The sequence below is a fragment of the Serratia sp. BIGb0163 genome (assembly GCF_024809935.1).
Lineage (GTDB): Bacteria > Pseudomonadota > Gammaproteobacteria > Enterobacterales > Enterobacteriaceae > Serratia > Serratia quinivorans.
The window spans coordinates 156,848-181,429 of record NZ_JANUDZ010000005.1; the positions used below are offsets into that span (position 1 = coordinate 156,848).

21 protein-coding genes are annotated in these 24,582 nt (G+C 55.4%); 3 read left to right on the plus strand and 18 right to left on the minus strand.

Features of this window, described 5'->3' with window-relative positions; translation table 11 throughout:
- Nucleotides 1-15 precede the first annotated feature (15 nt).
- Entirely contained in the window at nt 16-891 is an 876-nt protein-coding gene (locus M2406_RS17925; protein WP_259190932.1) for a LysR family transcriptional regulator, read from the plus strand.
- Nucleotides 892-970: 79 nt separating this feature from the next.
- On the opposite strand, the gene nuoN is transcribed toward M2406_RS17925, so the two are convergent.
- The 14 genes from nuoN to lrhA all read right to left on the minus strand — a co-directional run bounded on the left by nuoN (nt 971) and on the right by lrhA (nt 17,712).
- Complete coding sequence (gene nuoN / locus M2406_RS17930; protein ID WP_012146011.1) at nt 971-2,428, minus strand: NADH-quinone oxidoreductase subunit NuoN; 1,458 nt, start codon at nt 2,426-2,428, stop codon at nt 971-973.
- A gap of 6 nt (nt 2,429-2,434) precedes the next feature.
- On the minus strand, nt 2,435-3,964 hold the full coding sequence (gene nuoM, locus M2406_RS17935; RefSeq protein ID WP_012146012.1) for an NADH-quinone oxidoreductase subunit M: 1,530 nt from the start codon (nt 3,962-3,964) through the stop codon (nt 2,435-2,437).
- Nucleotides 3,965-4,064: 100 nt separating this feature from the next.
- On the minus strand, nt 4,065-5,912 hold the full coding sequence (nuoL, locus tag M2406_RS17940; RefSeq protein WP_012146013.1) for an NADH-quinone oxidoreductase subunit L: 1,848 nt from the start codon (nt 5,910-5,912) through the stop codon (nt 4,065-4,067).
- Nucleotides 5,909-6,211 carry an NADH-quinone oxidoreductase subunit NuoK gene (nuoK, locus tag M2406_RS17945; protein ID WP_012146014.1) on the minus strand — a complete coding sequence of 101 codons (303 nt, stop codon included), beginning with the start codon at nt 6,209-6,211 and terminating at the stop codon, nt 5,909-5,911. Before nuoK ends, nuoL begins: the two co-directional genes overlap by 4 nt.
- Complete coding sequence (gene nuoJ, locus M2406_RS17950; RefSeq protein WP_012146015.1) at nt 6,208-6,768, minus strand: NADH-quinone oxidoreductase subunit J; 561 nt, start codon at nt 6,766-6,768, stop codon at nt 6,208-6,210. Before nuoJ ends, nuoK begins: the two co-directional genes overlap by 4 nt.
- Nucleotides 6,769-6,781: 13 nt before the next feature.
- A complete protein-coding gene (gene nuoI, locus M2406_RS17955; RefSeq protein ID WP_004947256.1) occupies nt 6,782-7,324 on the minus strand; it encodes an NADH-quinone oxidoreductase subunit NuoI in 543 nt (180 codons plus the stop codon).
- 14 nt (nt 7,325-7,338) lie between these two features.
- Nucleotides 7,339-8,316 (minus strand): NADH-quinone oxidoreductase subunit NuoH, encoded by a 978-nt coding sequence (nuoH, locus tag M2406_RS17960; RefSeq protein ID WP_012146016.1) that lies wholly within the window; start codon nt 8,314-8,316, stop codon nt 7,339-7,341.
- Nucleotides 8,313-11,051 carry an NADH-quinone oxidoreductase subunit NuoG gene (nuoG, locus tag M2406_RS17965; protein ID WP_218216838.1) on the minus strand — a complete coding sequence of 913 codons (2,739 nt, stop codon included), beginning with the start codon at nt 11,049-11,051 and terminating at the stop codon, nt 8,313-8,315. The genes nuoH and nuoG overlap by 4 nt, the downstream gene beginning before the upstream one ends.
- A gap of 79 nt (nt 11,052-11,130) precedes the next feature.
- On the minus strand, nt 11,131-12,483 hold the full coding sequence (gene nuoF / locus M2406_RS17970) for an NADH-quinone oxidoreductase subunit NuoF (RefSeq protein WP_012146018.1): 1,353 nt from the start codon (nt 12,481-12,483) through the stop codon (nt 11,131-11,133).
- On the minus strand, nt 12,480-13,031 hold the full coding sequence (gene nuoE / locus M2406_RS17975) for an NADH-quinone oxidoreductase subunit NuoE (protein ID WP_012146019.1): 552 nt from the start codon (nt 13,029-13,031) through the stop codon (nt 12,480-12,482). The genes nuoF and nuoE overlap by 4 nt, the downstream gene beginning before the upstream one ends.
- Before the next feature lie 2 nt (nt 13,032-13,033).
- Nucleotides 13,034-14,830 carry an NADH-quinone oxidoreductase subunit C/D gene (gene nuoC / locus M2406_RS17980; protein WP_012146020.1) on the minus strand — a complete coding sequence of 599 codons (1,797 nt, stop codon included), beginning with the start codon at nt 14,828-14,830 and terminating at the stop codon, nt 13,034-13,036.
- 95 nt (nt 14,831-14,925) lie between these two features.
- On the minus strand, nt 14,926-15,600 hold the full coding sequence (locus tag M2406_RS17985) for an NADH-quinone oxidoreductase subunit B family protein (protein WP_012146021.1): 675 nt from the start codon (nt 15,598-15,600) through the stop codon (nt 14,926-14,928).
- Nucleotides 15,601-15,623: 23 nt separating this feature from the next.
- Nucleotides 15,624-16,064 (minus strand): NADH-quinone oxidoreductase subunit A, encoded by a 441-nt coding sequence (locus tag M2406_RS17990; RefSeq protein WP_012146022.1) that lies wholly within the window; start codon nt 16,062-16,064, stop codon nt 15,624-15,626.
- A 712-nt stretch (nt 16,065-16,776) separates the two neighbouring features.
- Nucleotides 16,777-17,712, minus strand: a complete 936-nt coding sequence (gene lrhA, locus M2406_RS17995) for a transcriptional regulator LrhA (protein ID WP_026142461.1) — start codon at nt 17,710-17,712, stop codon at nt 16,777-16,779.
- Between the two features lie 863 nt (nt 17,713-18,575).
- Between lrhA and M2406_RS18000 the strand changes: the two genes are divergently transcribed.
- Complete coding sequence (locus M2406_RS18000) at nt 18,576-19,790, plus strand: pyridoxal phosphate-dependent aminotransferase (protein WP_012146024.1); 1,215 nt, start codon at nt 18,576-18,578, stop codon at nt 19,788-19,790.
- A 126-nt stretch (nt 19,791-19,916) separates the two neighbouring features.
- A complete protein-coding gene (yfbR, locus tag M2406_RS18005) occupies nt 19,917-20,516 on the plus strand; it encodes a 5'-deoxynucleotidase (protein WP_017893493.1) in 600 nt (199 codons plus the stop codon).
- Nucleotides 20,517-20,546: 30 nt separating this feature from the next.
- On the opposite strand, the gene M2406_RS18010 is transcribed toward yfbR, so the two are convergent.
- From M2406_RS18010 to yfbV, 4 genes are all read right to left on the minus strand, one after another.
- Entirely contained in the window at nt 20,547-22,379 is a 1,833-nt protein-coding gene (locus tag M2406_RS18010; RefSeq protein ID WP_012146026.1) for an SLC13 family permease, read from the minus strand.
- A 98-nt stretch (nt 22,380-22,477) separates the two neighbouring features.
- On the minus strand, nt 22,478-23,134 hold the full coding sequence (locus M2406_RS18015) for a sugar phosphatase (protein WP_012146027.1): 657 nt from the start codon (nt 23,132-23,134) through the stop codon (nt 22,478-22,480).
- Nucleotides 23,135-23,150: 16 nt separating this feature from the next.
- Nucleotides 23,151-23,645: a YfbU family protein gene (locus M2406_RS18020; protein WP_017893495.1), complete on the minus strand. Its 495-nt coding sequence runs from the start codon at nt 23,643-23,645 to the stop codon at nt 23,151-23,153.
- A 147-nt stretch (nt 23,646-23,792) separates the two neighbouring features.
- Entirely contained in the window at nt 23,793-24,248 is a 456-nt protein-coding gene (yfbV, locus tag M2406_RS18025) for a terminus macrodomain insulation protein YfbV (RefSeq protein WP_012146029.1), read from the minus strand.
- Nucleotides 24,249-24,582 lie beyond the last annotated feature (334 nt).

Below are 24,582 nucleotides of genomic sequence, written 5' to 3' on the forward strand. Positions count from 1 at the left end.
TATAAAGGAAATGGCATGATGAATTGGGATGACGCACGCTTCTTCCTGGCAGTAGCCCGCTGCGGCACTTTACGAAAGGCCGCCAATGAACTACACGTCGACCAGGCCACCGTCGGACGGCGTATTACCGCTTTTGAAGAGAGCCTGGGATCCAAGCTGTTTATCCGCACGCCGAAATCATTCTCCCTCAGCCCTTTGGGTGAGGAAATGCTGGCAGACGTGATGAATATGGAAAATGCCGTGCAGGCGATTGGCCGCAAGGCCACCAGCGGCGACGACAGCCTGTGCGGTAACGTGCGCATCGCCACCACCGACACCATGGCCGAGGCCTTTGTCATTCCGGCCTTGAAAGCGCTGCGGGAGCAACATCCGTTAATCACCGTCACCCTGCTGACGGCGGTGAATATCTCTGATATTTCTTACCGAGGAGCGGATTTGGCGATCCGTGGCGCCCGGCCAGAGTCCGATGAACTGATTATCAAACGTATGGCAACCATCGAAATGGGGCTGTATGCCACTCAGGACTATCTCGACAAACACGGACTGCCGACCAAGGGCGACCACCTGAGTGGCCATGATCTGCTGATGTTTCCACGCGAGCTGGTGCCGCGCCACTGGAACGACTTTTGTGGCGAAGCGCTGATCGACCCCAATGTAGTTTTGCAGTGCAATTCACAGTTGCTGTTGCGCTCGGCAACGCGTAACGGATTGGGCATCGGCCTGCTGTCCTCCTTCCTGGCGGACAAGGATCCGGATCTGGTACGTATCTTCCCGGAGAATAAAGACTGGGTAGATATCTGGCTGGTACTGCACCCCGACCTGCAGCGTGCCGCGCGGGTACGTGCCGTAGTGCAGGCGTTGGAAGCCTCGTTTCAAAACAATCCCGGTTGATCGTTCCAGTACTGCATCACTTCCCCGTCCCCATAAAAAAAGGTCGCCGAAGCGACCTTTTTTACTGCCTTGATGCCAATCAGAACATCGGCTGTGCCATCTGCACCAGCGTAATCAGCGGCTGCGGATAAACCCCCAGCAGCAACACCAACGCGGCGGAGATCAACACCACCACACCGCCTGCGGTCAACGCCCAGTTGTTCGGGGTATCGCGCTGCAGCGCTTCCGGCGCGCTGAGGAACAGGCTGACGGTTACACGCAGGTAGTAGTACAAACCGATGGCACTACCCAGCACCACTGCACCGGTCAACCACCACAGGTGAGCACTGACACCCATCGCGATAACGAAGAACTTACCGATAAAGCCCAGAGTCATCGGGATACCGGCCAGTGACAGCATCATCACCGTCATTACCGCAGACAGAATTGGCTTATGCCAGAACAGACCACGGTAGGAGAACAGTGAATCGGCATCCGGGCCACGGTACGGGCTGGACATCAGGCTGACGACGCCAAACGCGCCCAGGCTGCTGAACAGGTAACCGGCCAGGTAAACCCCGGCGGTTTCCAACGACAGCTGATGGGTTTGCACCGCAATCAACGCCACCAGCAGATAACCCAGGTGGGCGATCGACGAGTAACCCAGCAGACGCTTGATATTGGTCTGGCTGATAGCCATCAGGTTGCCGAACAAAATGGAGCAGACGGCAATGATCGACAGCACCATGCGCAGCGCTTCGTTGTCGGCGGCCGGCGCATACAGGAACAAACGCATCACCACGGCGAAGATTGCAATCTTGCTGGCGGTCGCCAGGAAGGTTGAAACCGGCGCAGGCGCACCCTGATACACATCCGGCGTCCACAGTTGGAACGGCACCAGCGACAGCTTGAAGCCCAGACCGACAATCATCATGCCCATACCCGCCAGGACCAGCGGCTGGTGCATCATGTTTTCTTGCAGGCTTTTGCCCAGGCCGGCCAGTGACAGGTCGCCGGACTCGGCATACAGCAGCGCCATACCAAACAGCAGGAATGACGACGCGGCAGCGGACAGCAACATGTACTTGATGGCCGCTTCCAGCGGACGCTTCTGGCGGTAGGCATAACCCACCAGACCGAACAGCGGCAGCGAGATCAGTTCAATACCGAGGAACAGTGACGCCAGGTGGTTGGCACTCGCCAGCAGAATGCCACCCAGGGTAGCAATCAGCACCAGCAGGTAGAACTCTTCGCGGTTGTCCGGGTAACCGACCAGCCAAGGATAGGCAAAGGTACAGGTCGCCAGACTCGCCAGAATCACCAGCCCGGTATAGAACATCGAGTAGCCGTCAACCCGCAGCAGCGGGGTGACGTCCATTGGGCCTGCCTGGCCGACAAAGTACAGCGAAAGCAGCGCCAGGTTTAGGCCGATCACGGTCAGGGTGGCGTTGATAAAGTGGTCGCGTCGCCACGCAATGCCTAGCATCACAACCACCACCGTCAATCCGACGATCAACAGTGGTAGCAATGCGATCAGTTGTTGAGGAGTTATTGTCATGGCGAATTACGGCCTTGTTGTTGAAATTGCTGAAACTGACGAACCAAACCAGTGTTGCACGTTGCTCATCGCCGCATTGGAAGTATCCAGAATCGGCTGCGGGTAAACCCCCAGCAGAACCAGCAACACCACCAACAGCAGAATGATGAACAGCTCACGCGCGGTCATGCCCGGTAACGGTTGGTCAGACTTGGCTTTGCCGTAATAGGCACGCTGCATCATGATCAACGAGTAAACCGAAGCAAACACCAGACCGAAGGTAGAAATCACGGTGATCACCGGCACAACCTGATAGCTGCCGAACAGGATCATGAATTCACCGACGAAGTTACCGGTACCCGGCATCCCCAGGGTCGCCACTGCGAAGAACAGCGACAGCGCCGGGATGTATTTGATACGTCCCCACAGGCCGCCCATTTCACGCATGTCGCGGGTATGCAGACGTTCGTACAGCTGGCCACAGATGATGAACATACCGGCCGCAGACAGACCGTGCGCAATCATCTGGATCACCGCACCCTGGTAAGCCAGTTGGCTGCCGGTGTAGATGGCAATCAGCACGAAGCCCATATGGGAAACCGAGGTGTAAGCGATCAGACGCTTGATATCGGTCTGCGCAAATGCCATCCAGGCACCGTAGAAGATACCGACCACGCCCAGCCACATGGCGATTGGCGCAAACTCGTGCGACGCTTCCGGGAACAGCGGCAGGCTGAAACGCAACATGCCGTAGGCCGCCGTTTTCAGCAAGATCCCCGCCAGGTCAACAGAACCTGCGGTTGGTGCCTGGCTATGCGCATCAGGCAACCAGCCATGCAATGGCACCACCGGCATTTTCACCGCAAAGGCGATGAAGAAGCCCAGCATCAACAGGTATTGCACGTTATGGGACATTGGCGTCTGCAGCAGGTCTTCGTAATCGAAGGTCCACACGCCGGTCGCGTTATAGTGCACGAACACCAGGCCCATGATGGCAATCAACATCACCAGACCACTGGCCTGGGTATAGATGAAGAACTTGGTAGCCGCAGTGATACGGGTCTTCCCGTCCGACGCCTTGTGACCCCAGAGTGCAATCAGGAAGTACATCGGCACCAACATCATTTCCCAGAAGAAGAAGAACAGGAACATGTCGATGGCGAGGAACACGCCAATTACCCCACCCAGGATCCACAGCAGGTTCAGGTGGAAGAAGCCCTGGTATTTCTGGATTTCACGCCAGGAACAGAGAATGGCCAGCACGCCCAGCAGGCCGGTCAGCACCACCATCAGCAGTGACAGGCCGTCCAGCGCCAGGTGGATGGAAATACCAAAGCGTGGGATCCACGGCAGCAGGAATTCAGACTGCCACTGCGGAATGCCTTTCGGCGTAGTCAATGTGTAGCCACCCTGCATCCACAGATACAGAGAAAGCGCCAATGTCAGCCCCATTGCGATCAACGCAATCCAGCGCGGCACCTTAGTACCGAAGCGCTCAAACTGCCAGCACAGCAGACCGCCAATAAAGGGGATAAGAATTAGCCAAGGTAATAGCATGGCGTTTTGTGTCCCTTATACGAATAATTTCAAACTTTGTACGTAGCGCCTGCCCTGCAGGGCGCTACGCCCGAAAAATGCGTCTGTTTAAATTATTCAATTAAACCAGAATCAACAGAGCCAATACGACCACTGCACCCACACCCATAGACGCTATATACCAACGCACCTGACCGTTCTCGCTCACTGTCAGACCACGGTTCCCCCAACGGGAGAAGATGGCCGGCAGGTTCATCATCGAGTTCAGCGGATCACGCTGCAGCAACTTCGCAATACCCAGGTACGGCTTGACGAACACTTTGTCGTATAGCCAGTCGAAGCCCCAGGCATGGAACCACCAGGTCGAGAAGAAACGCCCCGGTGCGCTATTGGCAATGCGGGTAACCAGGCTACGTTTGCCCAGCCACAGCGCCGCCGCCAGCAGGATGCCGACAATAGCCACTACGCCGGAGGTAATCTCCAGTTGCAGCACGCTACCGTGCGCCAGCTCGGTGGTGTCTGGCAGTACGCCCTGCAATGGCGGAACGATCATCGCGCCAACGAAGGTGGACAGCACCAGCAGAACCAACAGCGGCAGGTGGTGAGTGATGCCTTTACCGGCATGCGCTTTGATTTTCTCTTCGCCATGGAACACGATGAAAATCATACGGAAGGTGTACAGCGAGGTCATGAACGCACCGACCAGACCGGCAATCATCAGGTTGATGTGACCGTTAGCCATCGCACCGGCCAGGATCTCATCCTTACTGAAGAAGCCTGCGGTGATCAGCGGCAGTGCCGACAGCGCAGCGCCACCCACCAGGAAGCAGACGTAAACCAGCGGAATGCTCTTGCGCAGGCCGCCCATCTTGAAGATGTTCTGCTCGTGGTGGCAGGCCAGGATCACCGAACCGGAGGAGAGGAACAGCAGCGCCTTGAAGAACGCATGGGTCATCAGGTGGAAGATAGCCGCATCCCACGCCTGCACGCCCAACGCCAGGAACATGTAGCCAATCTGGCTCATGGTGGAGTAGGCAAGCACGCGCTTGATATCGGTCTGCACCAGCGCGGCAAAGCCGGCCAGCACCAGGGTCACCGCCCCGATAATGCCCACCAGATGCAGCACTTCCGGCGCCATCAGGAACAGGCCGTGAGTACGGGCAATCAGGTAAACGCCCGCGGTCACCATGGTTGCTGCGTGGATCAGTGCAGAAACCGGGGTTGGACCCGCCATCGCGTCTGCCAGCCAGGTCTGCAACGGCAACTGCGCCGATTTACCGACCGCACCACCCAGCAACATCAACGTAGCCCAGGTGATCGCCGTATCGCCGACCGCCAGTTTTTGCGGTGCCAGGATCATCAGTTCGCGGATGTTCAGCGTGCCCAGCTCGTTGTAGAGGATGAACAGCGCAAATGCCAGGAACACGTCACCGACGCGGGTCACGATGAAGGCTTTCATTGCCGCCGCACCGTTGGCCGGATCCTTGTAATAGAAACCGATCAACAGGTAGCTGCACAGGCCCACGCCTTCCCAACCCAGGTACAGCAGCAACAGGTTGTCTGCCAGTACCAATACCACCATGCTGGCGATAAACAGGTTAGTGTACGCGAAGAAGCGTGAGTAGCCCTCTTCACCGCGCATGTACCAGGAAGCGAACATGTGGATGAAGAAGCCCACGCCGGTCACCACTGACAGCATGGTCAGCGACAGGCCGTCCAGCGTCAGGGTCACGCCGATATTGAAATTACCGACGCTCATCCAGTTCCACAGGTTTTGCTCAAACAGCTGCACACCCGTGGCTTTCTGGGCGAAGAAGTCCATACCCACGTGGACCGTGACCAGAGCAGCCAGGCCGATAGAGCCTACGCCGACGATTGCCGAGGTGTTCTCAGACCAGCGGCCTCGGGAGAAGGCCAACAGCAGGAACCCGATCAGCGGTAGCAGAATAGTTAAATATAATAGGTTCATCCGCGCATCTCACTGACAGTATCAATATTCAGGGTATGACGACGACGGTAAAGCTGCAGCAGCAATGCCAGACCAATACTGGCCTCGGCGGCTGCCAGGCTGATCGCCAGGATATACATCACCTGCCCGTCCGGTTGGCCCCAGTAGCTGCCCGCCACGATAAACGCCAGTGCCGCGGCGTTGATCATCACTTCCAGGCTGATCAGCATAAACAGCAGATTGCGACGCACCAGCAACCCGGTCAGACCCAGGACGAACAGAATTGCCGCCAGGATCAGGCCATGTTGAAGAGGGATCATGCTTGCTCCTCCGATTTTCTTCTCGCCATTTCGCTACCGGCCGGGGCGTTGCTCAACACCTCACCCGGTTTGTGCTCACGGCCAATGTGGAAGGCAACAACCAGACCTGCCAACAGCAGCATTGAAGCCAGCTCAACCGCCAGAACGTAAGGACCAAACAGGCTGATCCCCACCGCTTTAGCGTCAACCATCTCACCGCTGATGCCCTGATCGGACACGCTGCGGATAGCGACAATCAGCACCACCAACAGCGCCAGCGACAAGATGCCAGGGCCGATCCACACCGACGGTTTGAGCCAATCGCGCTCTTGTTGCTGCACCGCGTTGCCGAGGTTCAACATCATCACCACGAACACGAACAGCACCATGATGGCACCGGCGTAGACAATGATTTCCAGTGCCGCGGCGAAGTAAGCGCCGAGTGAGAAAAAGACTGCAGAGATCGCCAGTAACGAGACGATCAGATACAGCAACGCATGCACAGGATTGGTATGCGAGATCACGCGAATTGTCGCGATCACCGCAATAAAACCTGCCAGATAAAAGGCAATTTCCATGCTTGCTGGCTCCTTAAGGCAACAGACCTTTGACGTCGATCGGTTTGGCTTCGTTTTCGGCTTCGCCCTTGGCTTTGCCGTCAATCGCCATACCGGCCATCCGGTAGAAGTTATATTCCGGATATTTACCCGGCCCCGAGATCAACAGATCTTCTTTTTCGTACACCAGATCCTGGCGCTTGAACTCACCCATTTCGAAATCCGGCGTCAGCTGGATCGCGGTCGTTGGGCAAGCTTCTTCGCACAGGCCGCAGAAAATGCAGCGCGAGAAGTTGATGCGGAAGAACTCCGGGTACCAACGGCCATCTTTCTGTTCTGCTTTTTGCAGCGAGATACAGCCCACCGGGCAGGCAACCGCACACAGGTTACAAGCCACGCAGCGCTCTTCGCCGTCCGGATCGCGCGTCAGCACGATGCGGCCACGGTAGCGCGGCGGCAGGTAAACCGGTTCTTCCGGATACATCTGGGTTTCGCGCTTGGCGAAGGCGTGCAGGCCTATCATCCAAATGCTGCGCACCTGGGTGCCGAAACCAACCAATAACTCTTTCAATGTCATGGTTTATTCACCCCTTATTGAGCGTTGTACAAAATGACGGCGGCAGTCGCCAGCAGGTTCAGCAGCGTCAACGGCAGACACACTTTCCAGCCGAAGGACATCACCTGGTCATAGCGCGGACGTGGCAGAGCAGCACGAATCAGAATGAACATCATCATGAAGAAAGCCGTTTTCAGCGCGAACCAGACGAATGGCGGCAGGAATGGACCCTGCCAGCCACCGAAGAACAACGTCACAATCAGGGCAGAAACGGTGACGATACCTATGTATTCACCCACAAAGAACAGCCCGAACTTCATGCCGGAATATTCAATGTGGTAACCGTCAGCCAGTTCCTGCTCGGCTTCCGGTTGGTCAAACGGGTGACGGTGACACACCGCCACACCGGCAATCGCAAAGGTAATGAAACCAAAGAATTGCGGGATGACGTTCCACATATGCGCCTGAGATTCAACGATCGCCTGCATGTTGAAGGAGTCCGCCTGTGCCACCACGCCCATCAGCGACAGGCCGATGAACACTTCGTAGCTCAGGGTTTGCGCAGAAGCACGCATTGCCCCCAACAGCGAGTATTTGTTGTTGCTCGACCAGCCGGCGAACAGCACGGCGTATACCGCCAGGCCGGCCATCATCAGGAAGAACAAAATACCGATGTTGAGGTCGGACACCGCCCAGGTCGGGCTGACCGGGACGATGGCAAATGCCAGCAACAGGGAAGTAAAGGCGATCATCGGCGCCAGGGTAAAGATCACCCGGTCGGAGAATTTCGGTACCCAGTCTTCCTTGAAGAACATTTTGATCATGTCGGCGACCAGCTGCAGCGAGCCACCCCAGCCGACACGGTTTGGTCCATAACGGTTCTGGAACAGACCGAGCAAACGGCGTTCGCCGAAGCTCATGAATGCCCCACAGGTGACTACGACCAGCAGGATCACTACCGCTTTAACAATGGAGATCAGAATGTCGATCACCTCAGGGGTAAACCAGCTCATCGTGTCGCCTCCCGCAGATTTTCAACCGTTGCACCCACCAGTACCGGCGGGATCCCTGGCAAGCCGAGCGGTAAGCCCAGTTGGCCCTGGGTCAGAGTTTCACTCAGACGCACCGGCAGACGCAGGGTCTGGCCCGCACAGCTGAACTCCACCAGCGCACCGGCATTGACGCCCAGCGCAGCCGCATCGGTCGGATTGACCATCACATAGGCATCCGGCATGCGCTGCTGAATCACCCCGGAACGCTGTGACATTTCATCACTGCCGAACAGGTGGTAATAAGGCGCAACACGCCAGCCTTGCTGTTGACCAAACGCGGCAGGCACGCGGTCGAAGTAACCCAGTTTGCCCTCCCCCGCTTCGATCAAACGCACGCCCGGATCGCCATGACGCAGCTTGCCGCCCACTTCGGCCTGGAATTTGTTCCATGCTTGCGGTGAGTTCCAACCTGGTGCCCAGGCAAATGGGATCTGCTGGCGGTCGGCGAACGGACTGTTGTTCCCTTCCATTGAGAAGGCGAACATGGTGTCTTTATCCTGCGGCTGACGCGGTTCGTGCACGCTGATATTGGCGCGCATCGCCGTACGGCCACTGGAGCGAATCGGAGAACGTGCCAGTTTCTGACCGCGGATACGGAAACTCGCGTCCGGTGCAGCCTCGACAATGCCCTGCAACTGCGGCAACGCGGTAACACAGGCTTCGATCACATGATCAAGCTGCGTCCAATCCACGTGGCGGCTGGTATAGGTGGAATGCAGCGAGTGCATCCAACGCCAGCTTTCCAGCATCACGGTGTAAACGTCTTTCTTCGCGTCGTCGTAGTACGCCGGATCGTAAACCTGGAAGAAACGCTGAGCGCGGCCTTCCTGATTGACCAGAGTACCGTCGCTTTCCGCGAAGCTGGCCGCCGACAGGATCAGATTAGCTTTATCCATGATGGCGGTACGCTGATGATCGACCACGATCAGGTTACTGACCTTGGCCAGTGCAGCGTCCACTTTCGCCGCCGGCGCATGCCGGTAGAGATCGTTTTCCATCACGATGGCCGTGTCGGCTTCGCCGCTTTCCAACTGGATCAGCGCCTGATCGAGCGAACCGCCGCCGATCATCGACAAACCGATGCTGTTGGCGGCGCTGGCTACGAAGGTGATGCCGACGTCAGAACCGCGATCCTTCAGCGCCTTGGCGATGTTGGCCGCCGCTTCGATGATGGCTTCGCTACCAGCGTTGCTGCCGGTGACGATCAGCGGTTTACGCGCGTCGGTCAGCGCCTGCACGATGATATCGACTTTCTTGTTCAGGCCGTCAGCCAAATCGTTGACTGCCGGAGCCGCGTTGTCCAGCGCATGGGCGATGGCGAAGCCGAAGCGCGCCTGCTCATCCACCGGTGCACGGTAGTTCCATGCCGCGATATCGTCCAGACGGGTGTTATCCACGTTGGTAACGAACAGCGGGTGTTTGGCGTGCTGGCCAATGTTCTGCACCGCAGCAATCTGCCAGTCGGCAACGCGTTGGGCCGCAGCCATGGCGCGAGCCTTGCCCTTCACCGCCTGACGTACCGACAGGGCAATACGTGCGCCGGTCTGGGTCAAGTCTTCACCCAACACCAGCACTGCGTCATAGCCTTCGATTTCGCGCAGCGCAGGCGTGTGAACGCCGCTGTTTTGCAGCACGTTCAGCATCAGGTCCAGACGGCCCTGTTCGGCCTGCGAGATACCGGTATAGAAGTTCTCGGCACCCACCAAATCACGCAGTGCGAAGTTACTTTCCAGGCTGGCGCGTGGTGAGCCAATGCCGATGGTTTTCTTCGCCTGACGCAGAATATCCGCCGCGCCCTGCATCGCCTGCTCGGCGTTCAGGGTGATCCAGTCGTCGCCACGCAGTTGCTGTGGCTGACGTGGACGATCTTTCTGGTTCACGTAGCCATAACCGAAGCGGCCGCGGTCACACAGGAAGTAGTGGTTCACGCTGCCGTTATAACGGTTTTCGATACGGCGCAGTTCGCCATAGCGCTCGCCCGGGCTGGTGTTACAGCCGATGCTGCACTGCTGGCAGATGCTCGGTGCAAACTGCATGTCCCACTTACGGTTATAGCGCTCGGAGTGGGTTTTGTCGGTGAACACGCCGGTCGGGCACACTTCCACCAGGTTACCGGAGAACTCACTTTCCAGCGTGCCGCTCTCGACGCGTCCGAAGTAGACGTTGTCGTGCGCGCCGTACACACCGAAGTCGGTGCCGTCCGCATAATCCTTGTAGTAGCGCACGCAACGGTAACAGGCGATACAGCGGTTCATCTCATGCGAGATAAACGGCCCCAGCTCCTGGTTGTTGTGAGTACGCTTACTGAAACGGTATTTACGGAAGCTGTGGCCGGTCATTACTGTCATATCCTGCAGGTGACAGTTACCGCCTTCTTCACATACCGGACAGTCGTGCGGGTGGTTGGTCATCAACCACTCAACCACGCTTTCGCGGAACTGTTTGGCTTCGCCATCGTCGATGGAAATAAAGGTTCCATCGGATGCCGGTGTCATACAAGACATCACCAAACGGCCACGCGTATCTTCCGCGTTTTGGTATTGCTTTACCGCACATTGGCGGCAAGCGCCGACGCTTCCCAGCGCCGGATGCCAGCAAAAGTAAGGAATATCGAGCCCGAGGGAGAGACAAGCCTGCAGCAGGTTGTCGGCCCCATCTACGTCGTATTCTTTGCCGTCTACATGAATCGTAGCCATAGTCAGCATGCTTCCAAGTGGCCTGCCTTGCGGCAGGCGTTAATCAAAAATTCTGGCCGTGTCGTCGGGGCGAGTCGGCTTACCAGCGTTGCTTCAGCAGATTATTGGCCTGAATACCGCCAATCGCATGCGCGTTGCTGAAGTGCTTCACTTTGATGCCCGCTTCGAACTCTTCACGGAAATATTTAATTGCGCTTTGCAGTGGCTCTACGGCACCTGGCGCGTGGGCGCAGAAGGTTTTGCCCGGGCCGAGAGAACGGCACAGTTGCTCAAGGGTTTCGATATCCCCCGGCTGCCCTTCGCCGTTTTCCAGCGCACGCAGGATCTTCACGCTCCACGGCAGACCGTCACGGCATGGCGTACACCAGCCGCAGGACTCGCGAGAGAAAAACTCTTCCAGGTTGCGCACCAGCGGAACCATGCCAATCTCGTGGTCTACTGCCATCGCCAGTGCAGTACCGAGACGGCTGCCGGCTTTACCGATGCTCTCGAAGTCCATCGGCAGATCGAGGTGATCGGCGGTCAGGAAGTCGGTGCCCGCGCCGCCTGGCTGCCAGGCTTTGAAACGCAGACCGTCACGCATACCACCGGCGTAATCTTCCAGAATTTCACGTGCGGTGGTACCAAACGGCAGCTCCCAAACGCCTGGGTTTTTCACCCGGCCGGAGAAGCCCATCAGTTTGGTACCGGCATCGTTACTCTTGCCGGCGGAGATCCCCTTGTACCACTCAACGCCGTTCGCCAGGATCGCCGGAACGTTACACAGGGTTTCTACGTTATTGACGCAGGTCGGTTTGCCCCAAACGCCGGAGGAAGCCGGGAAAGGTGGCTTGGAACGCGGGTTGGCACGGCGGCCTTCCAGCGAGTTGATCAGGGCGGTTTCTTCGCCACAGATGTAACGACCGGCACCGGTATGAACAATCAGCTCGAAGTCGAAGCCGCTGCCCATGATGTTCTTGCCCAAATAACCGGCTTCGGTGGCTTCGGCGATCGCACGGCGCAAATGCACCGCAGCTTCGATGTACTCACCGCGCAGGAAGATGTAGCCGCGATAAGCCTTCAGCGCGAACGCCGAGATCAGCATGCCTTCCACCAACAGGTGCGGCAGTTGCTCCATCAGCAAGCGGTCTTTATAGGTGCCCGGCTCCATTTCATCGGCGTTACACAGCAGGTAACGGATGTTCATGGATTCGTCTTTCGGCATCAGGCTCCACTTCAGACCGGTGGAGAAACCTGCACCGCCGCGACCTTTCAGCCCGGCGTCTTTCACCAGGGTGACGATCTCGTCCGGAGCCAGGCCTTTAATCGCCTTTTCAGCACCGGCATAGCCGTTCTTGCTGCGATATTCATCCAGCCAAACCGGCTGTTTGTCATCGCGCAGCCGCCAGGTCAGCGGGTGCATTTCGGGAGTGCGTACAATGTCTTTAATCATTGATACTGCTCCAGTAGCGTCTCGATATCTTCAGGCTTCAGCTGACTGTGAGTGTCCTCATCAATCATCATGGTTGGCCCTTTATCGCAGTTGCCCAGGCAGCAGGTTGGCAGCAGAGTGAAACGGCCATCAAAGGTGGTTTGACCCGGTTTGATGCTCAGCTTCTTCTCAATGGCGGCCTGAATGCCCTGATAACCGGTGATGTGACAAACAACGCTGTCACAATAACGGATCACGTGGCGCCCTACTGGCTGACGGAAAATCTGGCTGTAGAACGTGGCCACGCCTTCTACGTCGCTGGCAGGAATGCCCAGCAGCTCCGCGATGGCATGAATCGCCCCATCCGGAACCCAGCCACGCTGCTTCTGCACAATTTTCAGTGCTTCAATGGAGGCAGCGCGTGGATCCTCGTAATGGTGCTTTTCGTGCTCGATCGCATCACGTTCTTCCGCACTCAGCTCAAATGCATCAACGCCGCTCTGGGGAGCGGCCGCATTGATAGGTTCAAGCGCTTGGTTATTCGCGTGATTGTCTTTTTGATCATGCATAGTTAGCGGTCCACATCTGACATTACAAAATCGATACTACCCAGATAGACGATCAGGTCGGAGACCAGGCTGCCACGGATTACCGCTGGGATTTGCTGCAGGTGCGCAAAGCTTGGCGTACGTACCCGGGTGCGGTAGCTCATAGTGCTGCCGTCGCTGGTCAGGTAGTAGCTGTTGATCCCTTTTGTGGCTTCAATCATCTGGAATGATTCGTTGGCTGGCATCACCGGGCCCCAGGAAACCTGCAGGAAGTGGGTGATCAGCGTTTCAATGTGCTGCAGCGTGCGCTCTTTCGGCGGCGGCGTGGTCAGCGGGTGATCGGCCTTGAACGGGCCTTCCGGCATGTTGTTCAGGCACTGTTCGAGAATGCGCAGGCTCTGACGCAGCTCTTCCACCTTCAGCATTACGCGGGTGTAGCAGTCGCTGTTGCCGTCACCGACCGGAACTTCGAAGTCGAAATTCTCATAGCCGGAATACGGACGCCATTTACGCACATCGAACTCGATACCGGTGGCGCGCAGTCCTGCGCCAGTGACGCCCCATTCCAACGCTTCTTTAGCATTGTAGGATGCCACGCCGACGGAACGGCCCTTCAGGATGCTGTTCTTCAACGCAGCCTTGACGTAGGAATCCAGACGTTTTGGCATCCACTCAAGGAACTCGCGCAACAGACGGTCCCAACCGCGCGGCAGGTCGTGTGCGACACCGCCAATACGGAACCAGGCCGGGTGCATACGGAAACCGGTAATCGCTTCAACCAGATCGTAGATTTTCTGACGGTCGGTAAAGGCGAAGAACACCGGGGTCATGGCGCCGACGTCCTGAATGAACGTACTGATGTACAGCAGGTGGCTGTTGATACGGAACAGTTCGGACAGCATCACGCGGATGGTATCAACGCGATCCGGCACCTTGATACCGGCCAGTTTCTCAACCGCCAGCACGTAAGGCATTTCGTTCACGCAGCCGCCGAGGTACTCGATACGGTCGGTGTACGGAATGTAGCTGTGCCAGGACTGACGCTCGCCCATCTTCTCAGCGCCACGGTGGTGGTAACCGATATCCGGTACGCAGTCGACAATCTCTTCGCCATCCAACTGCAGAATGATACGGAATGCACCGTGCGCAGACGGGTGGTTCGGGCCGAGGTTAAGGAACATGAAGTCCTCGTTCTCGGTGCCGCGCTTCATGCCCCAGTCTTCCGGTTTGAAGGTCAGCGCTTCCATTTCCAGATCTTCTTTCTGTTTGGTCAACACAAAGGGATCGAACTCGGTGGCGCGTGCCGGGTAGTCTTTACGCAGCGGGTGGCCTTCCCAGGTTTGCGGCATCATGATGCGCGACAGGTGCGGGTGGCCGTCGAAGGTAATACCGAACATTTCCCAGGTTTCACGCTCATACCAGTTGGCATTAGGGAAAACCTTGGTCGCTGTGGGCACGTGCAGGTCTTTTTCAGACAGCGCCACTTTCAGCATGATGTCGCGGTTGCGTTCGATAGAAATCAGATGATAGAAAACAGAAAAATCCGCAGCCGGCAAACCGTCGCGGTGGGTGCGAAGACGCTCGTCCACGCCATGCAGATCGAACAGCATGACGTAAGGCTTCGGCTGTTTTCTCAAAAACGTCATTACTTCCAGTAACTGGTCAGGTTTGACCCATACCACGGGCATTCCGGTACGGGTGGGCTGAACAGTAAAGGCTTCCGGCCCAAAACGGTTGCGCAGTTCGCCAATCACCGGGTCGTCAAGGTGATCTCTGGTTTGCCAGGCCGGCAATGCGTCGTGCGTCGTTGAATCTGTCATAATTTTTTTCACCACACTGAAGGGTTATTTCGCCGCAAGTTCACTTTTCGCTGTGTTAACCAATAGCGCACTAAGATGGACGTTAAATGAACGTCTTAAATCTCGTCAGGCGTCCGAAGGTTGGTCACCGCGATACGCTCGCCGTGTTTACGCTCTCTTTCAGACTGCATGTTGGCGCGGTAAACACCCTGATCGCCGACAACCCAGGACAGAGGGCGGCGTTCTTTGCCAATAGATTCCTGCAACAGCATCAGTGCCTGCATGTAAGCTTCCGGGCGCGGTGGGCAGCCAGGAATGTACACGTCGACCGGCAGGAACTTGTCCACGCCCTGTACCACGGAATAAATATCGTACATGCCGCCGGAGTTGGCGCAGGCACCCATGGAGATCACCCATTTTGGCTCCAGCATCTGTTCGTACAGACGCTGAATAACCGGGGCCATCTTGGTAAAGCAGGTACCGGCCACCACCATCAGGTCTGCCTGACGTGGCGATGCACGCAGAACTTCGGCACCAAAGCGGGCCACGTCGTGAACGGCGGTAAACGACGTCACCATCTCCACGTAGCAGCACGAAAGACCGAAGTTATACGGCCAAATAGAGTTTTTACGCCCCCAGTTCACCATGTCATGCAATGCATGTTCGAGTTTACCCATGTAAACCGTGCGGTGAACCTGTTGATCCAGGGGATCGGCGACGACCTCCTGTTTTTGCAGGGGGTAACGGTCGTTCTCACCGTTCGGGTCTATGCGGGTGAGCGTATAGTCCATCTTAATGCCTCGTTTTTAACCGACTACTGCGGGTGACTGTTGGTGGCGTTTTTGATTGTGCCTGGCTTGCTCTGGCGCCTGGAGCGCACCGGAGTCCAATCCAATGCGCCAATACGCACCAGATAAACCAGCCCAGCCAATAACACCAAAATGAAAATGGCGGCTTCGATGAAGCCTACCCAACCGCTCTCACGTATGGAGACCGACCAGGCGTAAAGGTACAAGGCTTCAACATCGAAAATAACGAAGAACATGGCGACCAGGTAGAACTTGGCGGACAGACGCATGCGCGCCGTGCCGACCGAGTCGATGCCTGATTCAAACGGGGTATGTTTGGCGCGCGCACGGGCTCTCCCACCCAGGAAGAACGCGCCCATCAGCATTAAACAGCAAAGCCCGATTGCCACGACAAAAAATACGGCGAACGCCCAGTGATGAGCGATAACTTCAGTGGTTGTTGACATACTCTATGCTTACTCATCAAAAGTGGCGTCGATCGCTCTGCTCTTGTTTCTGGCAGTTAGTGCACCACATCGATTTAAGGGAAGGATAAATAAACCACACAAACAAACTGCTATTACAGCAAGTTAGCCAGCGTTTTACTGTGGGCTTTTTACTCCTTTCTATAACCTTTTGTCAACTTTGACAAAAGTATCTACACACTAGTTTACATACTCATCATTTAATTAACATTTGATGCGACCGGCTTAGGCTAAATCGTGTCAGTTAATTGATGTGTAGAAACAGATAGATATAAACCAACATGCTCATTTCAGTTTTACTATACCATTGTCTCAGGAATCTCCTGTTCTTCCACTCACTACCTAGGGGTATTTTTTTGATCCAGGACACGTTTTCAGCATAAACCCTCAAAAAAAGTGTGGCCCTTTAATAATTTTTGTCAATCCCGCCGGTCAAATCGGCCCGCCACAAACTACCAAAATAACCATATTGATTCCAGGCCTTTACCTTTATAATTATTCGTTCAATAAATGACCGAAAGACTATTTTTTCGTCTGATAACCGTTCTCATTAACAATCTTTAAGCCCAACAAATAACACCTTCACTTTTAAAACCAATCGAAACCCTCATAAATCTAACTTTCATCGAATTCAGGGCAAAAAAAACCTCCGCCGAAGCAGAGGTTTTATTACCCGGTTTAACGCTTTTGGGCGTTATTCCTCATCGTCAACCAGACAGGTGTCATCTTCCAGCGAGGGACTCGGCCCACTGAAACTGTAGTTGTCGTTGCCGTTCTGCATGGTGCTGAATATCGCCATCGCCAGCTCATTGCCGCACTGGGTATCCTGGCACAGGCTATATTGAGTATCTGGCAGTGCCGGTAGCCCTTCCATTGCACCGAGCACCCGCAGGTCCGGGCTCATCATTTCAATCGGCCGAACGGTGATGCCCAATCCGGCCTTGCAGGCTGCGCGAACGGCGGACAACGTCGAAGCCACATAAGCAATCCGCCATGGGATCCCGGCTTCATCCAGATGTTTGATCGCCATCGAGCGGAACGGACTGGGTTCGTCCATCACCACCAACGGGATCGGTTCGCCGGCCTGGAAATGGTAATCCGCCGCGCAATACCACAGGGTTGGCGAAGTACGCAGCACAATGTGCGGGCGATCCGCGGTAGCCATAGTGGTAATAGCCAGATCGACTTCACCGTTTTCCAGCATGTCGATCATGAACGAGCTGGGTTTCACCCGGACATCAATCGCCAGTTTTGGATACACCGAAGTGACGCGGTTAAGCAGGAAAGGCAGGATGGTATCGGCGGTATCATCAGAAGCGCCAATAGTCAGAACACCTTTAATATTGTTGTACATCAGAGAAGTACAGGCTTCGTCGTTGAAGCGCAGGATTTTCCTGGCGTAGCCGAGAAGCTGAATACCGTGTTCGGTCAGTAATTTGTTGCGCCCATGACGGGCAAACAACTCTTTGCCAACCAGTTGCTCTAACCGCTGCATTTGTTGGCTGACGGCTGATTGAGTACGACAAACGGCGACTGCCGCCGCCGCAAAAGTATTCAAATCAGCAACAGCTACAAAGGTTCTTAGCAGATCGAGGTCGAGATTGAGTATCGGACGATTTGCAGTTGTCATAGTGTTTTCTTCACTTTTTAAATTCTAATTTACAAACTACCCTGGTGTGTTTCTAAGACATCGTTTAAAAGGGACGATGTCAGACATGACAGTACCCCACTCATTAGTGGAGGGCAAAAAAATTACTTTTATTTCGTTACCTCTATCGCCTTTTAAAATGTGATCTATCGAGAATGCTTATACAACGACTGACGTTATAAGTGGTGCAATTGTTTCATTTTTACCGAACAATATATTTTACTCACTCAGATAGCGGGATTACCACACCAATTGTGCTGCACAACTTCCGCAGCCAGACTGGCCTGAGCGTCTTCCTATACGCGAAAGAGTAAGAAGTTTCTGTTGTAACGGCCGGTACATTTTTTAATGATTTTAATAAATTCAATCAGTAACATTTATCCCGTCAATAACTAAGGAATAACTACTTAAATGCGGCTTAACAGAGAAACTAAAATAGCGCTAATGTGAATTTTCTTATGATTCAGTTTGGATCGCCGAGGGACAAGCGGCCATCAGACGACTCTGGCATTATCATTTCTTTACATTTTAGCTCCGTTAAATCCCCTCTGTGGCTTAACAGTAAAGCCCCTTCAGTTAGCTCAGCGTCAATGGCATGGGCCTTTATAGCTCTGCTCGCCCTCATCAAATCAGATTAAATAACTACAAATAAACCAAAAACAAGAATTAAATACCAGAAAAATACTTTAACATTGTTTATCATCCCTGAAATCAACCTCTGAGCCCTTCGTTTGCACCAAAGGCGTGCACAACCCTTCAAAAGCGTCAGCGCCAGGAGTACATTGGGCAGGTTGCGGTGTTCCACGGTAGGAACGCCCCCATCCCAGCAAAAGGCTCAACTTTCTATGTCCCCCATTGAGAAATCCAGCAAACTGGACAACGTCTGCTATGACATTCGCGGCCCGGTGCTCAAAGAAGCTAAACGTCTTGAAGAAGAAGGCCATAAAGTCCTCAAACTGAACATTGGTAACCCTGCCCCGTTTGGTTTTGACGCCCCTGACGAAATCCTGGTCGACGTGATCCGCAATCTGCCCACGGCGCAAGGCTATTCCGACTCCAAAGGGCTCTTCTCGGCACGTAAAGCGATCATGCAGCACTACCAGGCGCGCGACATACGTGACGTGACCGTTGAGGATATCTACATCGGCAATGGGGTTTCCGAGCTTATCGTGCAATCCATGCAGGCGCTGCTCAACAGCGGCGACGAAATGCTGGTGCCGGCGCCGGATTATCCGCTGTGGACCGCGGCGGTTTCGCTGTCCGGCGGCAAAGCCGTGCACTACCTGTGTGATGAAGAAGCCGGCTGGTTCCCGGATCTGGATGATATCATCAGCAAGATCACCCCACGCACCCGTGGCATTGTGATCATCAACCCGAATAACCCGACCGGCGCGGTCTATAGCAAAGCACTGCTGGAGCAGATTGTTGAGATCGCCCGGCAGCACAACCTGATCATCTTCTCCGATGAGATCTACGACAAGATCCTGTATGACGAAGCCGAGCACCATTCGATCGCGGCGCTGGCGCCGGATCTGCTGACCGTCACCTTCAACGGGCTGTCCAAAACTTACCGCGTGGCCGGTTTCCGCCAGGGGTGGATGGTACTGAACGGGCCGAAGAAACATGCCAAGGGCTATATCGAAGGGTTGGAAATGCTGGCGTCGATGCGTCTGTGCGCCAACGTGCCGATGCAGCACGCGATCCAAACGGCGTTGGGCGGTTACCAGAGTATCAATGAATTTATTCAACCCGGCGGCCGTCTGTATGAACAGCGCAACCGCACCTGGGAGCTGTTGAACGAAATCCCAGGGGTTTCCTGCGTGAAACCTCAGGGCGCGTTGTATATGTTCCCGCGCATCGATGCCAAACGCTTTAATATTCATGATGACCAGAAACTGGTGCTGGATCTGCTGCTGCAGGAAAAAGTGCTGCTGGTGCAGGGCAGCGCGTTCAACTGGCCGTACCCGGACCACGTGCGCATAGTAACGCTGCCGCGTGTGGATGAACTGGAAATGGCGGTGGGCAAACTGGGGCGTTTCCTGGAAGGTTATCGCCAGTAGTCTCCGTGGGCGCAGCATGCTGCGCCCCTTCCCCTCCGCCGAATCCTAACCGCACGGCCCGAGTTGCATAACCCGCCATCACTGCTCACAATGGAGTTCTCACTTGCCGTTGTAAAAGAGAGCACCATGAGCCAGAGCCACTTTTTTGCCCATCTGTCCCGCTTGAAACTGATTAACCGCTGGCCGCTGATGCGCAATGTCCGCACCGAGAACGTTTCCGAGCACAGCCTGCAGGTGGCATTCGTTGCCCATGCACTGGCGGTGATTAAAAACCGAAAATTCAATGGTAACCTGAGCGCCGATCGCGTCGCCCTGCTGGCGATGTACCACGATGCCAGCGAAGTGATTACCGGCGACATGCCGACGCCAATCAAATACTACAATCCGCAGATCGCCCACGAGTATAAGAAGATCGAAAAGATCGCCCAACAGAAACTGCTGGATATGATCCCGGAAGAATTACGTAACGATTTTCGCTCGATCCTCGATGAACACTATTACACCGAAGACGAAAAGTTGGTGGTTAAACAGGCCGATGCGCTGTGCGCCTACCTGAAATGTCTGGAGGAATTATCTGCCGGCAATAACGAATTCAAACTGGCAAAAGCGCGACTGGAAAAGACTCTGCAACAGCGCAGCAGCCCAGAGATGGATTATTTCATGAAGGTGTTTATCCCCAGCTTCAGCCTGTCGCTGGATGAAATCAGCCTGGATTCGTCCCTGTAATTTTCATGGCGCAGCGCGCTGCGCCGTTAATCAAAATGCATATAGCCAGGGCACAATAATCACGCTGACCAACATCACCAACAGCGTGAACGGCACGCCGATACGCACGAAATCCCCGAACTTATAATTCCCCGGCCCCAGCACCAGCGTGTTCACCGGCGAAGAAACTGGCGTCATAAACGCGGCCGAAGCGGCGATGGCAATAATCATGGCGAAGGGATACGGCGAAACGCCCATTTCACGCGCAGCGGCAATGGCGATCGGTGCCATTAATACGGCGGTGGCGGTATTGGAGATAAACAGGCCAATAGTGGCGCACAGCGCAAACAGGCACACCAGCATCACCCGCGGCCCGGCATCTCCGGCGACGTCCATTAACCCGCGCACGATCAAATCCACCCCACCGGTTTTTTGCAGCGCCTGAGCGAACGGCATCATGCCGACAATCAAGATAATGCTCGGCCAGTGAATCGACTTATAAGCGCTTTCCATGTCGATGCAGCGGAACTTGCCCATCAGCAGGCAGGCAATCAGCGCGGCGATCGGGTTAGGAATTTCATCGGTCAGCATCATCGCCACCATCAGTGCCAGGCAGAACAAGGCGTGCGGTGCCTGAGTGATGGCCGGCGCCACCTCGTCAACCTCGGCCGGCAGATTGAGTACGATAAAATCATGGGTTTTCGCCTGCAGTTGACGGATCGCCTTCCAGTCGCCGATCACCAACAGAATATCGCCCAACGCCAGGGGCTCATCCACCAGCTTGCCTGCCAGGGTTTCGCCATTGCGGCGAATACCGACCACGTTCAAATCATAACGGCTGCGGAAAGTGGATTCGCGCAGGCTTTTCCCCAATAACGTTGAATCGGGGATCAGCGATACTTCCGCCATGCCGACGTTGCGCGACTGTTCGGAGAAATAATCGCCACGCAGAACCATCGGTTCCAGCTGCTGTTCGCTGCAAAACTCGCGCAAATCGACCTGGCTGTCCGACATGTCGAGCAGCAGTACGTCCCCTTCGCGCAGCTCGGTGCTGCCGGACGCGCTAACCATCACCCGCCGGAAGCGCTTCCAGCGTTCAATCCCCACCACGTTGGCACCGTAACGGGCGCGCAGGTGCAATTCGTCCAGTGAATGCCCTACCAGCGGCGAGCCGCTGCGTAACGCCAGTCGACGGGCACGGCCGGTCAACTTATAGTCGCGGATCAGATCGCGGAAGGTACGGCGCTGCCAGGTTTCACGCGTTTTATCACCGTCGTCATTGCCCAGCCAGCGCCGGGCCACCAACATATAACCCACGCCCAGCACCAGCACCGCCAGGCCGACCGGCGTCACGGCAAAGAAGCCAAAGCCGCCAATACCCTCGCGCACCAGTTCACTGTTCACCACCATATTCGGCGGCGTCGCCACCAGCGTCATCATGCCGCTAATTAAACCGGCAAAACTCAGCGGCATCATCAACCTGCCGGGGGGAATTTTCATCCGCGCCGCCACGCTGAGCACCACCGGGATAAAGATCGCCACCACGCCGGTCGAGCTCATAAAAGCCCCCAGGCCGGCCACGGTGACCATCAACAACATCAGCATCCTGGTTTCGCTGCTGCCGGCCACCTTCACCAGCCAGTCACCGACCTGATATGCCACGCCGGTACGCACCAACCCTTCACCAATCACGAACAGCGCGGCGATCAGGATCACGTTGGGATCGCTGAAGCCCACCGTGGCCTCCGACAGGGTCAGCGTGCCGCTCAGCACAAAGGCAATGATCACCAGCAACGCCACTACGTCCATACGCAGTTTGTTGGTGGTGAACAGCACTATGGCAATCAACAGTAAACTCAACACCCACAGTAATTCGCTGTTCAAAACGGCCTCATCCAACTGAGATATCTAGGGCCTTAAAAATTAGCATAAAAAAACCCCGCCGATGCGGGGTCTAATCAATTCGGGTGAAGATAGGCCGGTTATGCCACCAGGCTAATCGTCGCGCCCTGCTCGGTTTTACTTACCGCAATCTGTTCAAGCGAGGTTAACAGTAGATCAACCTGCTCCAGCTTGGGTGCATCGGCCGGTGCATTGACCGCAATCACCTGGCAGCCCGCGGCCAGCCCGGAAAGAATGCCTGCGGCGGCGTCTTCCACCACCACACAATCCTGTGGTGCCAACCCCAGGCGCTCGGCGCCCAGCAAATACGCGTCCGGCTGTGGCTTGCCATGCTTCACCTGCTCGGCGGTAATGAACACCTCCGGCTGCGGCAAACCACCGGCGTTACGACGGGCGCTGGCAACCGGGATCGACCCTGAGGTAACGATCGCCCAAGGGATGTCGAGACGATTCAGACAATCGAGCAAGGCAGCGGCCCCCGGTAATGCCGTGACGCCGTCGGTGTCCTGCGCTTCTACCTGCTCCAGCAGCAGAAATTCCTGCTGAATGGCCGCCTCACTTTCTCCCGGCATAAAGTGACGCAACGAGGTAATGGCCTGTTTACCGTGGATAAAATCCAGTACGTCCTGCGGATTAATGCCGCGGCGTTTGGCCCAGTTAATCCAGGCGCGCTCTACCGCTGGCAGTGAATCAACCAACGTCCCATCAAGATCGAACAGAAAACCCTTACACTCCACAGGAAACCTCTTTTAATCAGGCATTGATAATTTGCGCTATCTCTACGGCGCTCAGATGATACTGGCGTGGGCATGACAGCCAGATGGCCAGCATCCGCTGGTACTTTTCCCACATTTTGGTTTGGGCATTAAAGCCGTGGCTGCCGGAATCGAAATGAGTATAGCGCCCTTCCGTGGTCACCAGGAAACGCACGTAGCTCAGATGACGCGCTTCAGTTGCGGCATCAAAGCCGAGAAACGCCAGGCGGCGCGCCTCAATCCCCTGTTTTTCCTTCAGGTTGTCCCAGGAAACCTGCAACGCATGGTGCATTTCCATCACGTTGATAATGCTGCGGCACACGTCTTCGCTCATTTCGCCAAAGTCGCGATCCAGCTCGCGCATCTGCAAACCGAAACCACGTTCGATAATGGTCTGAAGGCGGCGATAACGCTCGGCGTTATCCGGATCCAGCAGGGTCATCATCTTGTATTGGTTCGACAGGATCAGCCGTTGGGCGTGGGTCATTTCCATCATAGTTTCCTCGATAAATTACTTATGGCGGAAGCATCGCACAGCGCAATATCGCAGGAAATCACAACTCACCGGTTCTTTGATTTAAACCGGGGTTATTGGCCGGAACAGGTAACAAGGCCGCAATCAATGCGGCCATTTTTGCAGTTACAGATCATCCAGGAAGGTTTTATCCAACTGCTTGAACGCGCGTTTCAGCAGATCCGCCAACGCCTGATAGGTCGGCGTACCTTCTACCGGCGCGACCGCCTGGCCGGCTTCCGCCAGCTTGTTGCGCACTTCATGGAACCATTGCAGCAGCGTTGGCGGCAACGGGGTGACCGAACGACGGCCCAACCACCACAACCCCTGCATCGGCATGCTGCAGGCGAACAGTGCGGTGGCGATCGCCGGGCCAAGCTGGCCGCCCAGGGCAATCTGCCAGGTCAGGGTAAACACCGCCAGCGGCGGCATAAAGCGGACGGCAAAACGGGTGGCACTCGCAACGCGATTCTCCGGAAAGACCGGAGCCAGACGTTTGTCTGACGGCCAGGTTTTCATATAATGCTGCCCGCGCTGGAAGACCTGAAACCAGCTTACGGAACCGGACGGTTTGCTCGTCATCGCGTACCTCAACGTCACAAAGAAAATAAGGACACAGCCAACACAATACTAAAAAAGTTGAAGCTTTAAATTTATTTTGTGTTTGCCTCAGGCTATCGGTATCCTAAGCCGGCCTTTTGGCCGGTAGAAGATGACAAGAATTCTGTCAACTTTTAGCCCTATAAAAATCAAGATTATTTAAACCGCAGAGAAATCATCGGTTTTTTCATCGTCATGTGGTTTGTTCAATTCACATGATGTTAATCATAAATGTCAACGGCATTATGCGCTACGCTTGTTGTCTGATTGACGATTAATTCACCACGTGTTTTGGTCTTTCCTTTAACAACACGAA

Bases quoted from the DNA above. Each gene is read 5' to 3' on its own strand.
- M2406_RS17925 (WP_259190932.1), top strand. From the start codon at position 16: ATGATGAATTGGGATGACGCACGCTTCTTCCTGGCAGTAGCCCGCTGC.
- nuoN (WP_012146011.1), bottom strand. From the start codon at position 2,428: ATGACAATAACTCCTCAACAACTGATCGCATTGCTACCACTGTTGATC.
- nuoM (WP_012146012.1), bottom strand. From the start codon at position 3,964: ATGCTATTACCTTGGCTAATTCTTATCCCCTTTATTGGCGGTCTGCTG.
- nuoL (WP_012146013.1), bottom strand. From the start codon at position 5,912: ATGAACCTATTATATTTAACTATTCTGCTACCGCTGATCGGGTTCCTG.
- nuoK (WP_012146014.1), bottom strand. From the start codon at position 6,211: ATGATCCCTCTTCAACATGGCCTGATCCTGGCGGCAATTCTGTTCGTC.
- nuoJ (WP_012146015.1), bottom strand. From the start codon at position 6,768: ATGGAAATTGCCTTTTATCTGGCAGGTTTTATTGCGGTGATCGCGACA.
- nuoI (WP_004947256.1), bottom strand. From the start codon at position 7,324: ATGACATTGAAAGAGTTATTGGTTGGTTTCGGCACCCAGGTGCGCAGC.
- nuoH (WP_012146016.1), bottom strand. From the start codon at position 8,316: ATGAGCTGGTTTACCCCTGAGGTGATCGACATTCTGATCTCCATTGTT.
- nuoG (WP_218216838.1), bottom strand. From the start codon at position 11,051: ATGGCTACGATTCATGTAGACGGCAAAGAATACGACGTAGATGGGGCC.
- nuoF (WP_012146018.1), bottom strand. From the start codon at position 12,483: ATGATTAAAGACATTGTACGCACTCCCGAAATGCACCCGCTGACCTGG.
- nuoE (WP_012146019.1), bottom strand. From the start codon at position 13,031: ATGCATGATCAAAAAGACAATCACGCGAATAACCAAGCGCTTGAACCT.
- nuoC (WP_012146020.1), bottom strand. From the start codon at position 14,830: ATGACAGATTCAACGACGCACGACGCATTGCCGGCCTGGCAAACCAGA.
- M2406_RS17985 (WP_012146021.1), bottom strand. From the start codon at position 15,600: ATGGACTATACGCTCACCCGCATAGACCCGAACGGTGAGAACGACCGT.
- M2406_RS17990 (WP_012146022.1), bottom strand. From the start codon at position 16,064: ATGTCAACAACCACTGAAGTTATCGCTCATCACTGGGCGTTCGCCGTA.
- lrhA (WP_026142461.1), bottom strand. From the start codon at position 17,712: ATGACAACTGCAAATCGTCCGATACTCAATCTCGACCTCGATCTGCTA.
- M2406_RS18000 (WP_012146024.1), top strand. From the start codon at position 18,576: ATGTCCCCCATTGAGAAATCCAGCAAACTGGACAACGTCTGCTATGAC.
- yfbR (WP_017893493.1), top strand. From the start codon at position 19,917: ATGAGCCAGAGCCACTTTTTTGCCCATCTGTCCCGCTTGAAACTGATT.
- M2406_RS18020 (WP_017893495.1), bottom strand. From the start codon at position 23,645: ATGGAAATGACCCACGCCCAACGGCTGATCCTGTCGAACCAATACAAG.
- yfbV (WP_012146029.1), bottom strand. From the start codon at position 24,248: ATGACGAGCAAACCGTCCGGTTCCGTAAGCTGGTTTCAGGTCTTCCAG.